Origin of the sequence: Sinomonas sp. G460-2, from assembly GCF_047759905.1 — a bacterium.
GTDB lineage: Bacteria > Actinomycetota > Actinomycetes > Actinomycetales > Micrococcaceae > Sinomonas.
Window position 1 is genome coordinate 1 of record NZ_JBKZWT010000117.1, and the last position, 10,480, is coordinate 10,480.

Annotated in this window: 11 protein-coding genes; 7 read left to right on the top strand and 4 right to left on the bottom strand. The window is 69.8% G+C overall.

The annotated features are described in order from the left end of the window. Positions 1 to 129: 129 nt before the first annotated feature. From ACLN58_RS12160 to ACLN58_RS12170, 3 genes are all read right to left on the bottom strand, one after another. Positions 130 to 1,068 (bottom strand): SDR family NAD(P)-dependent oxidoreductase, encoded by a 939-nt coding sequence (locus tag ACLN58_RS12160; protein WP_415855520.1) that lies wholly within the window; start codon positions 1,066 to 1,068, stop codon positions 130 to 132. A gap of 46 nt (positions 1,069 to 1,114) precedes the next feature. Next, positions 1,115 to 1,732 (bottom strand): TetR/AcrR family transcriptional regulator, encoded by a 618-nt coding sequence (locus ACLN58_RS12165; protein WP_415855521.1) that lies wholly within the window; start codon positions 1,730 to 1,732, stop codon positions 1,115 to 1,117. A gap of 171 nt (positions 1,733 to 1,903) precedes the next feature. Beyond that, complete coding sequence (locus tag ACLN58_RS12170; protein WP_415855522.1) at positions 1,904 to 2,170, bottom strand: GlsB/YeaQ/YmgE family stress response membrane protein; 267 nt, start codon at positions 2,168 to 2,170, stop codon at positions 1,904 to 1,906. A 131-nt stretch (positions 2,171 to 2,301) separates the two neighbouring features. On the opposite strand from ACLN58_RS12170, the gene ACLN58_RS12175 reads away from it, so the two are divergent. Next, the gene (locus ACLN58_RS12175) at positions 2,302 to 3,318 is read left to right on the top strand and encodes an aldo/keto reductase (RefSeq protein WP_415855523.1); all 1,017 of its coding nucleotides are present in this window, start codon (positions 2,302 to 2,304) and stop codon (positions 3,316 to 3,318) included. 92 nt (positions 3,319 to 3,410) lie between these two features. Here the strand turns inward: ACLN58_RS12175 and ACLN58_RS12180 are convergent, their stop codons facing one another. Further along, positions 3,411 to 3,659: a PLD nuclease N-terminal domain-containing protein gene (locus tag ACLN58_RS12180; RefSeq protein ID WP_415855524.1), complete on the bottom strand. Its 249-nt coding sequence runs from the start codon at positions 3,657 to 3,659 to the stop codon at positions 3,411 to 3,413. Positions 3,660 to 3,790: 131 nt separating this feature from the next. Between ACLN58_RS12180 and ACLN58_RS12185 the strand changes: the two genes are divergently transcribed. The 6 genes from ACLN58_RS12185 to ACLN58_RS12210 all read left to right on the top strand — a co-directional run. Continuing rightward, complete coding sequence (locus ACLN58_RS12185; protein WP_415855525.1) at positions 3,791 to 4,876, top strand: inositol-3-phosphate synthase; 1,086 nt, start codon at positions 3,791 to 3,793, stop codon at positions 4,874 to 4,876. A 403-nt stretch (positions 4,877 to 5,279) separates the two neighbouring features. Beyond that, positions 5,280 to 6,626, top strand: a complete 1,347-nt coding sequence (locus ACLN58_RS12190; protein WP_415855526.1) for an MFS transporter — start codon at positions 5,280 to 5,282, stop codon at positions 6,624 to 6,626. Positions 6,627 to 6,741: 115 nt separating this feature from the next. Then, entirely contained in the window at positions 6,742 to 7,389 is a 648-nt protein-coding gene (locus ACLN58_RS12195; RefSeq protein WP_415855527.1) for a GntR family transcriptional regulator, read from the top strand. Between the two features lie 86 nt (positions 7,390 to 7,475). Continuing rightward, complete coding sequence (locus ACLN58_RS12200; protein WP_415855528.1) at positions 7,476 to 8,243, top strand: aspartate/glutamate racemase family protein; 768 nt, start codon at positions 7,476 to 7,478, stop codon at positions 8,241 to 8,243. After that, positions 8,240 to 9,775: a dihydroorotase gene (locus ACLN58_RS12205; protein ID WP_415855529.1), complete on the top strand. Its 1,536-nt coding sequence runs from the start codon at positions 8,240 to 8,242 to the stop codon at positions 9,773 to 9,775. Before ACLN58_RS12200 ends, ACLN58_RS12205 begins: the two co-directional genes overlap by 4 nt. Before the next feature lie 2 nt (positions 9,776 to 9,777). Continuing rightward, positions 9,778 to 10,480 (top strand): Asp/Glu racemase (locus ACLN58_RS12210; RefSeq protein ID WP_415855530.1); only part of this gene is annotated, 703 nt, incomplete at its 3' end.

Consider the following 10,480-nt stretch of genomic DNA (forward strand, 5'->3'; position numbering starts at 1 on the left):
CGGCGCGTGGCCGTCGCGACCGATCCGGCGATCCGCCGCGAAGGCGACTTCTTCGCGTTTCCGGGGCCGGGCGCCGTCGTCCTCGTGGAATGAGCGCGGGGCGCGGGCCCTCTCCTCGAGGCGCCGCGCCTAGGACGCCTGGCTCGAGATGTCGGCGAGCAGAGCGCGGGTCTCGGCGACGACTCGATCGCTGAACTCGGCGTCGCGGACCTGGACGGAGCCAAGCATGGGCTTGCCGGTCTCGTCGTAGTAGACACCGGTGCTGTCCGATTCATCGGTCAGGACCTTGGCGATCATGCGGCCGGCGAGCTTGGGCGTGCTCCAGTACTTGATGAACGGCGCGAGCGGTGCCGCGATGTACTTGAGCAGGAAGCGCACGGCGGCGTTGGCGTCGCGGCTCAGCCCGGTTCCGGGGTTGAAGCCCGGCTCGACGGCATTGAAGCGGAGGCGCGGAGTCTCGCGCGCGAACGCGAAAACGGTAGCCAGGTTGCACTGCTTCGACGTGGCGTAAGCATCGAGGCCAGGCATGGACGCGCCGCCGGGCAGCCACTCTCCGCGCAGGCTCGCCTCGGCGGAGACGTACCGCGCGCCGCGGAAGCCGGCGGCGACCGCGGGCTTCCGCTCGGGGTCCTCGACGGCTGAGCACGTGAAGACGACGTTCGCGCCGTCGGGCAGGTGGGGGATGAGCGCCTCGGTGAAGACGAAGGGACCGAGGTGATTGGTCGTCAACGCGAGGTCCCATCCCTGCGCCGTCTGGACGGCCTGCGCCGGGGAGATGCCAGCGTTGTTGAGGAGGCCCGCGATCGGGAGGCCCAGCGCGACGATGTGCCCGGCGGCCCGTCGCACGCTCTCGAGGTCGGCGAAGTCGCAGACGACCGATATCGCGTGGCCGCCGGGCTGCGCGTTGATCTCGTTCTCGACTTCATGGAGGCGCCCGGGGTCGCGGCCCACCAGCACGAGCGTGCCGTGCGGGGCCATCTCGAGCGCGGCGCGCCGCCCGATTCCTGAGGTGGGTCCGGTGATGATCCAGGCCTTGGCCGGCGGGGAGATGCGGCTCGAGGTGTCCATGATTTCTGTTCCCTTTCAGGGGGTCTTGGGGCGATGTGGTGCGTTATCAGCGCGGTGGGGTGGGGCCGTTCGATGGCGGGGCGGCCCGGGTGGGCGCGCCCGACAGCACCTGCCACACGGCCTCGAAGGCGACGCGGCTGCGAGCCTCGGCCTCCCCGGGCTCGCGGATCATCGCGTCGATGGCAGCCTCGGCCATGGCGCTGATGAGGGCCAGGACGAAACCGAGCGGCACGTCCGCCATGGGCCCGCCGGCGCGACTTCGGTCGATGAGCTCCGCGATGCCGCCAAGGGCCGCGCTTGCCTGGCCATGGCTCTCGGCGGTGACGCCGTCCGCGACGTCGAGTTGCGCGAGGGCCCGCCGCTTGCGCGGGTTGGCCGTGGCCCAGCGCGACCACTGGGTCCACAGGTGGCGGACCTGCTCGCGAGGCTCTTTGCCCGCGGGAAGACCGGCGACGGCGGCTGCGCCCATCTCGGTCTTGAGGGCCACATAGAGCTCGTTGAACAGTGTGGCCTTCGTGTCGAAGTAGACGAAGAGGGAGCCGTTGGAGACGCCAGCCTCCTTGGCGATCGCCGCTGTTGTCGCCCCGAGGCCTTGGGCCGCGATGACTCGCGTGGCGGCGGACAGGATGGCGCCGCGGCGGTCTTCGCTGCGTGGTCTGGGCATGGCCTCAGTGTATAAGAGAGTGACTAGTCACTCAAGTCGCCGGGGCGGCGACCCTGAAACGAATGCCGGCCCGGCGCCGTCGTCCGCCGGGTTCCGCGCGGGGAGGCGGGCAGCGAGAAGCCCCGCCCGGGGCTATCCCGGACGGGGCTCGTGGCTCGAGGTGCGTTGGGGCTACACCCGGCGGCGGCCCCTGATAGCGCTCCAGATGAGCAGGACGACGATCGAGCCGACGATTGCGGTGATCCAAGTCCGGAACTCGAAGAAGCTTCCCAGGGTGTTGCCCCCGAAGATCAGGCCCCCCAGCAGGCCGCCCAGCCAGGCCCCGACCACGCCCAGGATGAGGGTCGCAATCCAGCCGCCGCCCTGCCTCCCGGGCAGAATGGCCTTGGCGATGGCTCCGGCGATGAGGCCGAGAATGAGGAATCCGATGAATCCCATGGCTACTCCTTACGTCGTGCGCGTTCGGTGGGAATACGGCGCTAAGAAGACTCTATGACGTGCCAGCGTCACATTCGACTGTGCTGCCGCTCACTTTGTCCGGCCTCGGAGCCCGTCCTAGGATCGAGGCCGTGACCTACACCGCGGCGGACGGCCGCTATGACGCGATGCAGTACAACCGGGTGGGACGCAGCGGGCTCAAGCTGCCAGCCATTTCGTTGGGCCTCTGGCACAACTTCGGCGACGACAAGAGGTTCGAGGAGCAGCGGGCCATCCTGCGCCGGGCCTTCGATCTCGGCGTGACCCATTTCGACCTCGCCAACAACTACGGGCCCCCTCCGGGGAGCGCCGAATCCAACTTCGCGCGGCACCTGCGCGAGGACTTCCGGCCGTACCGCGACGAGCTCATCATCTCGACGAAGGCCGGCTATCTCATGTGGGACGGCCCCTACGGCGAGTGGGGCTCGCGCAAGTACCTCATCTCGAGCCTCGACCAGTCGCTCAAGCGCATGGGTCTCGAGTACGTGGACATCTTCTACAGCCACCGGCCGGACCTCGACACTCCGCTCGAGGAGACGATGGGCGCCCTCGACTACGCCGTGCGCTCGGGCCGGGCGCTCTACGCGGGCATCTCCTCCTACACGCCGCAGCAGACGCTCGAGGCCGCGCGCATCCTCCGCGAACTCGGCACGCCGTTGCTCATCCACCAGCCGCGGTACTCGATGGCCGATCGCTGGACCGAGCAGGGAAGCCCGAACCTGTACCAGGCGCTCGACGAGGTCGGCGCCGGATCGATCGTCTACTCGCCGCTCGCCCAGGGGCTCCTCACGAACCGGTATCTCCAGGGCGTCCCCGAGGATTCGCGGGCGGCGAAGGAGCACTTCCTTCGGTCCTCGTCGCTCACGGAAGACAAGCTCGCGATGGTCCGGGCGCTTGACGGCCTCGCGACCGGCCGCGGTCAGACCCTCGCGCAGATGGCGATCTCGTGGGTGCTGCGGCCGCAGCCCTCTGGGGCGGCACCCGTGACGTCGGCGCTCGTCGGGGCGTCCTCGATCGCCCAGCTCGAGGATTCGCTCGGCGCCCTCGCGGGGCCCGAGTTCCTCGACGACGAGCTCGCCGAGATCGATCGGATCCTCGCGGGCCACTGACCCCGCAACGGTGGGGACGGGACCGCAACGGTGGGGACGGGACCCCGCAACGTTGTGGGGTCCCGTCCGGGTCCTTGCGGGGTCCCGTGCCCCTAGTGGTGGGTCGGCGGGATCTCCGGGCGCTTGCGGCCGAAGAGGAAGTAACCGATCGGCCCGAACGTGTTCACGAACGTCCCGAGGAACCACACGAACTTCGGCCCGCGCACCTGCTCGGCCGGGCGGCGAGCGAGGTCGCGCCACGCGAGGATCTTGAGGGCGAGGTCGAACGCCCCCATGATGACGACCCCCGCTCGCCCTCCCGCGCTCATGTCCTTCCACTGCTTTTTGGTTCGGCGTGCCATGACCCCTCCTGTGACAGTCTGTGACTCGAGTCTAGGCCGGGGGCGCGCGGTCAGGCGTGGTGGATACGATGGCTGTGCTCTCCGGCGCCGGATGCCCGTCCGCCGGGACTTGATGATCTGCAAGGAGAACCGTGTCTGAGAATCCGATCCGTGTGGCTATCGTCGGCGTGGGCAACTGCGCCGCTTCCCTCGTCCAGGGCGTGCATTACTACCGCGACGCGAACCCGGAGGACACGGTTCCCGGCCTCATGCACGTGGAGTTCGGCCCGTACCACGTGAACGACCTCCAGTTCGTCGCGGCGTTCGACGTCGACGGCAAGAAGGTCGGCGTGGACCTCGCCGAGGCGATCCTCGCGAGCGAGAACAACACGATCAAGATCGCGGACGTCCCGCCCACCGGCGTCACCGTCCAGCGCGGCCACACGCTCGACGGCCTCGGCAAGTACTACCGCGAGACCATCGAGGAGTCGGACGCGGAACCGGTAGACATCGTCGAGGCCCTGCGCGAGGCGCAGGTCGACGTCATGGTCTGCTACCTGCCGGTCGGCAGCGACAAGGCCGCGAAGTTCTACGCCCAGTGCGCGATCGACGCCCGCGTGGCGTTCGTCAACGCGCTCCCCGTGTTCATCGCGGGCGTTCCGGAGTGGGCGCAGAAGTTCACCGAGGCCGGGGTGCCGATCGTGGGCGACGACATCAAGAGCCAGATCGGCGCGACGATCACGCACCGCGTGCTCGCGAAGCTGTTCGAGGACCGCGGCGTGACCGTGGACCGGACGTACCAGCTCAACGTGGGCGGCAACATGGACTTCAAGAACATGCTCGAGCGCGAGCGGCTCCAGTCCAAGAAGATCTCCAAGACCCAGGCCGTGACCTCGAACGTCGAGGCCGAGTTGGCCCCGCGGGACGTGCACATCGGGCCGAGCGACTACGTCGAGTGGCTCGACGACCGCAAGTGGGCTTTCGTGCGGCTCGAGGGCCGCAACTTCGGCGACGCGCCCGTCTCGCTCGAGTACAAGCTCGAGGTGTGGGACTCGCCGAACTCGGCCGGGGTCATCATCGACGCCGTGCGGGCGGCGAAGATCGGGCTCGACCGGGGGATCGGCGGCCCGCTCACGTCCCCGAGCGCCTACTTCATGAAGTCCCCGCCCGAGCAGCGCGCTGACGACGTGGCCCGCGCCCAGGTCGAGGCCTTCATCCGCGGCGAGGTCGAGCGCTAGGCGAGCGCCGCCGTCGTCCGAAGGCCCTCGCACCCTCCCACGGGCGCGGGGGCCCTTCTGTCGGCGGGCGCGTCCGTTCCTGCCCATCTTGGGCGTCGTGGTGCGGTGGAAATCGGCGTGTCGCGCGGGGGCGCGCCGATGGCGGGCCTGAATGGCGGGCGCGAACGGACATGGGCCGTGAGAAGGGTTTTACCTGGCGCGCCTATCTCGGGGAGGGCCTCGACCCTAGTCTCGAAGTGGGATCCCGAATTGGGATCCCAAATCTCTTGACTGTGGTTAGAGTCACCATCTATCGTTCTTTTGGGATCCCAATTCGGGATCCCAAAATCAAGGTTGCGCACCTCCCATGGCCTGCCCGTTCCCGGACCGGTCAGGCTCTTCCCAATGTTGTGAAGGAGGACACGTGTCCCTTCAAGAGGAAACCTCGCCGCAGCGCTCCGCTGGAACCGCGGAGGCTACCGCGGTCACCGCTTCGGCCAAGCGCACCGGCGTGCGCTGGAAGCTCTTCATCCTGCTGCTCGTCCTCGTCACCGTGAACTACGTGGACCGCGGGTCCATCTCGGTGGCGCTTCCCATCATCCAGAAGGAGTTCAACCTCACGCCTGAGCTTGTGGGGCTCCTGCTCTCGGCGTTCTTCTGGACCTACGCGTTCATGCAGGTCCCGGTCGGCTGGCTCATCGACCGCTTCGGGCCGCGCAAGGTCGTCACGGCCTCCTGCATCGGCTGGGGCGCCGCGACCGCGGCCTCCGGACTCACGGGCGGCTTCCTCAGCATGTTCATCGCCCGCATGGGCATCGGCGTCACCGAGGCGGGCGTCATGCCCGCGGGCGGCAAGCTCAACGCCCTCTGGATGCACTCGAAGGAGCGCGGCCGCGGCGCGACCATCCTCGACGCGGGCGCCCCGCTCGGGGCCGGCGTAGGCGGCATCCTCATCACGGGGCTCATCGCGGCGTTCGGCGGCTGGCGCATGGCGTTCATCATTGCGGGCATCGCGACCGTGGTGCTCGGCGCCCTCATCTGGTGGTACGTGCGGGACAACCCCCGTCAGCACCGCGCCGTCAACGACGCCGAGGCGGACTACATCGAGGCGTCCCATCGCGCCGAGGACGAGGCCGCCCAGGCCTCGGGCAGCACCTCCCGCCGCGGCCTCCTGCCGTACCTCAGGTTCCGCTCGTTCTGGGCCATGTGCTTCGGCTGGCTGGGCTTCAACGGGGTGTTCTACGGCCTGCTCACGTGGGGCCCGCTGTATCTGGCCCAGGCCAAGGGCTTCAACCTGAACACCATCGGCTGGTCGACGTTCGTGATCTTCGGGGCGGGCTTCGTGGGCGAGATCCTCGGCGGCACGCTCGCCGACCGGCTCCGCGCGAAGGGCTACGGCACGAACGTCGTCATGCGCTCGCTCCTCGGCGCGTCGAGCGTCATCGTCACGGCGGGCCTCGTCGGGGTGACGATCGTCGGGGACCCGATCGCCGCCGTCGTGCTTCTCTCGGTGGTGCTCTTCTTCCTGCGCTGGGTGGGCCTCTTCTGGGCCGTTCCCGCGACGCTCGGCGGCCGCACCAACGCCGGCGTGCTCGGCGGCGCGATGAACCTCAGCGGCAACGTCGCCGGCTTCGTCACGCCGATTGCGGTCGGCTTCATCGTCGGGGCGACCGGCGGGTACACGGGGGCGCTGCTGTTCTTCGTCGGCTCGGCGATCATCATGGGCGCCTCCGTCCTCGCCCTCGACTACAGCCGGCGCCTGCCCGTGTGATCGTGCCGGCCGGTGGGCTCGCATCCCAGGGTCCGCCGGCCGGCCCGTGATCGAATGGAACCGAACCGCTCCGCTGCACCTTCCGCGTGCAGCCCGAAACGAGGGGGAGACCCGCATGGCACAACCCGCCGAAGAACCGCAGCGCGACCGACCGCTGCGCGAGGTGATCCGCGACACCCTGCGGACCCGGATCTTCGAGGGCCACTACGCCCCAGGGACCCGGCTCATAGAGCGGGACCTCGCGGCCGAGTTCAACGTCTCGCGCCTCCCCGTCCGCGAGGCGCTGCGGATGCTGGTCCAGGAGGGCATTCTCGCGGAGCGCGCCTCGCGGGGCTCGGTCGTCGCGTCGCTCAGCGAGAAGGACGTCGAGGACCTCTTCGACGTTCGGCTCTCGCTCGAGGTCCTTGCATGCCGGCTCGCCGCCCAGCGCGCCACCCCCGAGGACATCGAGCGGCTCGAGGATCTCCTCTCGAGGGCGGCCGGCGCGCTGGCCCGCGGAAGCATCAACGAGGCACACCGGCTCAACAGCGAGTTCCACGACGAGGTGACCCGCATCGCGGACAACAACTTCCTCCGCACGGCGCTCGAGCCCCTTCAGGGCCGCATGCACTGGCTCTTCCGGCACGTCACCGACCTCCCGGAACTCGTCCAGGAACACCGTGACCTCCTCGCGGCGATCGCGAGCGGGGACCCCGATCGCGCCGCGGCCCAGTCGGCGCTGCACATCGGCAAGTACAGAGAGCAATACCCAGACACGGTCTGACCCGCGTGAGCCAGCCCGAACCATCGGACGTACGGCCAGAGCAATACCCAGACACGGTCTGACCTCTTCAAGTTCAAGGAACCACCATGAGACTTCTCGTCGTCAATCCGAACATCAGCGAGGACGTGACGGAGCTGATCCGCGCCGAGGCGGAACGTTCCGCCGCCCCCACCACCGAGCTCGTGCTGCGCACGGCGCCGCGCGGCGTCGAATACATCGAGACCCGCTTCGAAGCCGTTCTCGCCGCCGGCGCCGTCGCGGAGCTCATCGCCGAGCATCGCGACGAGGTCGACGGCGTTGTCGTCGCCGCGTTCGGCGATCCCGGCCTGCCTGCGCTCAAGGAGCTCGTCGACGTCCCGGTCATCGGCATCACGGAGGCGGCGCTGTGCGCCGCGGCGCTCCAAGGGCACCGCTTCTCGATCATCGCCATCTCTGACCGGATCACGGCCTGGTACCGCGACTGCGTCGAGCACTTCGGCTTCGGCGGGCGGCTCGCGTCAATCCGCTCGATCAAGGAAGCGCTGCGCGGCATCGGCACGGTCCAGGCCGACTTCCGGCCCACGCTCGTCGAGCTCGCACGGCTCGCGGTCGCGGAGGACGGCGCCGACGTGGTCATCTTGGCCGGCGCACCGCTCGCGGGCCTCGCCCGGGACGTCGCGTCGGAGATCCCTGTGCCCGTCGTCGATGGGATCGGTGCCGGGATCAGGCTCGCGGAGGCGGTCGTCGCGCTCCACTCGGGGCCTCATCGCGCCGGGTCCTTCGCCGCGCCGCCGCTCAAGCGGCGCGCGGGCCTCGCTCCGGTCCTCGATGCGGCGCTCGGCGCGGCACAGCTAGAGACAGGGGCCCTCGCATGAACGACCTCGTGATCTCGCACGGACTCGTGGTCAACTCGTTCGGCTCGCAAGCCGCGCACGTCGTGGTCAACGGCGGTCGCGTGACAGCCCTCGTCGACGCCTCCGAGCCCGTTCCGCCGGCCGAGCGGCTCGTGGACGCGGCGGGCCGCGTCGTGATCCCCGGAGGCGTGGACGCCCACTGCCACGTGGCCCAGGTGACGGGCCGCTTTCGCACCCTCGACGACTACGCCGTGACCACGGCGGCCGCCCTGTGGGGCGGCACCACGACGATCCTCGATTTCGGCATCCCCCGCGACGCGAGCGAGACCCCGCTCGAGGCCGCGACGAACAAACTCGCGCTCGCCCGCGAGGCGCGCTGCGACGTCGCCCTCCACGGCTCCGTGGTCGCGTGGGACGAGACGGTCCCCGCGCAGCTCGAGGAGCTCGCCAGCCTCGGGATCCGGTCCGTCAAGCTGTACATGACGAACCGCGGCACCACCATGGCGGACGACGACACGGTGCTCAAAGTCATGCGCGAGATGGTCCGCCTGGACGGCCTCACGTACATCCACGCGGAGCATGACGCGATGATCGCGGACTGCACGCGGGAGCACGCGGACGCGGGCCAGATCGGCATCGAACACCTGCACGAGACGCGCCCCGAGCTCGCCGAAGAGGCCTCCGTGCGCGAGGTCCTCGCGATGGCCGAGTACACCGGAGCCCCGGCGTACTTCGTGCACCAGTCGACGCCGGGCGCGGTCGACCTCGTGGCAGAGGCCCGCGCCCGCGGCCTCGCGGTCCATTCCGAGACGTGCCCGCACTACCTCGTGCTCGACGACGGCGTCTATGCCTCGCGCTTCCCCGAGTGGTTCGCGTGCTGCCCGCCCATGCGGTCGCGCGAAACCGTCGCGGCCTTGCGCGAGCGCTTCGCGGAGGGCTCGGTGCACACGGTCTCGAGCGACCATTCGTGCTACGACCTCGCGCAGAAGCGCGAGCGCACCGACGACGTCCGGAACATGCCCCACGGGCTTCCCGGCGTCGAGACCCGCATGCCCGTCGCGTTCACGGCGCTGGCCGAGGCGTTGGGGGGTAACGCGTTGGCCTTCGGCTCGCCGGGCGCGGACGACGGCGGGTCCCCGGCCGCCGCGGCGGGCTCAGCCGGGGCTGGGCTGCTCGAGCGCTTCGTGGAGCTGTTCTCCGCGGCGCCCGCCCGGATCAATGGGCTGCCCGGCAAGGGCGTCATCGCCCCGGGCCACGACGCGGACCTCGTGGTCTTCGACCCTGCCGAGTCCCGGACCGTAGACGGGGGCGCGCTTCACATGGGAACGGACTTCTCGCCGTTCGACGGCCGTGAGCTGCGGGGCTGGCCGCAGGCCGTCGTCGCGGGGGGCCGCGTGGTGCTCGACGAGCACGGCTTTCACGATCCCGGCCCCGTGGGCCGGTTTGTGCCGCGCCTCGGCTATCGGGAGGCGGCACAGCAGGCCGCGGCCCAGAATCCGGATGGCCGGAGTTTCGCAGCGGTCGGCGTGCGCGCCGGCGGAGAGGGGGAGTGACCATGGTCCAGGCAGCCCGGCCAGTGCGGATCGGCATGATCGTGCCATCGTCGAACACGTGCCTCGAGCCCATGACGTATCGGATCCTCGGGGACCGCGAGGACGTGACGGTCCACTCGACACGGATCCCCGTGACCCGGATCGCGCTCGACTCCGGCTCGGACCGGCAGTTCGACGTCGAGGGCATGCGCGGTGCCGCAGAGCTGCTCGCGACGGCGAACGTCGATGTCATCGCGTGGAACGGCACGTCCGGCTCGTGGCTCGGTCCCCAGCACGACCGCGAGATCGTTGCGGAGATCACTGCGGCCACGGGCATTCCGGCCACGACGTCGACCCTCGCCTACCTCGACGCGTTCCGACAGTTCGGCACGGAGACCGTGGGACTCGTGACCCCGTACACCGCGGACGTGAACCTCGAGGTCGTGGCACGGTATGCCACGGAGGGCGTCCGTGTGACTGGCCACCGCGCCCTAGGCCTGAGCGACAACGAATCGTTCGCACGGGTCGGCGCGGAGGAACTGCTCCCGGGATCGCTCGAGCTCGCCGCCGAGCGGCCCGACGCGCTCGTGTACCTGTGCACGAATCTGTACGGCGCGCCGCTCGTGGCGGACGTCGAGGAGCGGACAGGGGTCGCCGCGCTCGATTCCGTCGCCGTGACGCTGTGGCGGTGCCTCCAGCTCGCGGGGGCGCCGCTGCTCGATCGGC

Bases quoted from the DNA above. Each gene is read 5' to 3' on its own strand.
- ACLN58_RS12160 (WP_415855520.1), bottom strand. From the start codon at position 1,068: ATGGACACCTCGAGCCGCATCTCCCCGCCGGCCAAGGCCTGGATCATC.
- ACLN58_RS12165 (WP_415855521.1), bottom strand. From the start codon at position 1,732: ATGCCCAGACCACGCAGCGAAGACCGCCGCGGCGCCATCCTGTCCGCC.
- ACLN58_RS12170 (WP_415855522.1), bottom strand. From the start codon at position 2,170: ATGGGATTCATCGGATTCCTCATTCTCGGCCTCATCGCCGGAGCCATC.
- ACLN58_RS12180 (WP_415855524.1), bottom strand. From the start codon at position 3,659: ATGGCACGCCGAACCAAAAAGCAGTGGAAGGACATGAGCGCGGGAGGG.
- ACLN58_RS12195 (WP_415855527.1), top strand. From the start codon at position 6,742: ATGGCACAACCCGCCGAAGAACCGCAGCGCGACCGACCGCTGCGCGAG.
- ACLN58_RS12200 (WP_415855528.1), top strand. From the start codon at position 7,476: ATGAGACTTCTCGTCGTCAATCCGAACATCAGCGAGGACGTGACGGAG.
- ACLN58_RS12205 (WP_415855529.1), top strand. From the start codon at position 8,240: ATGAACGACCTCGTGATCTCGCACGGACTCGTGGTCAACTCGTTCGGC.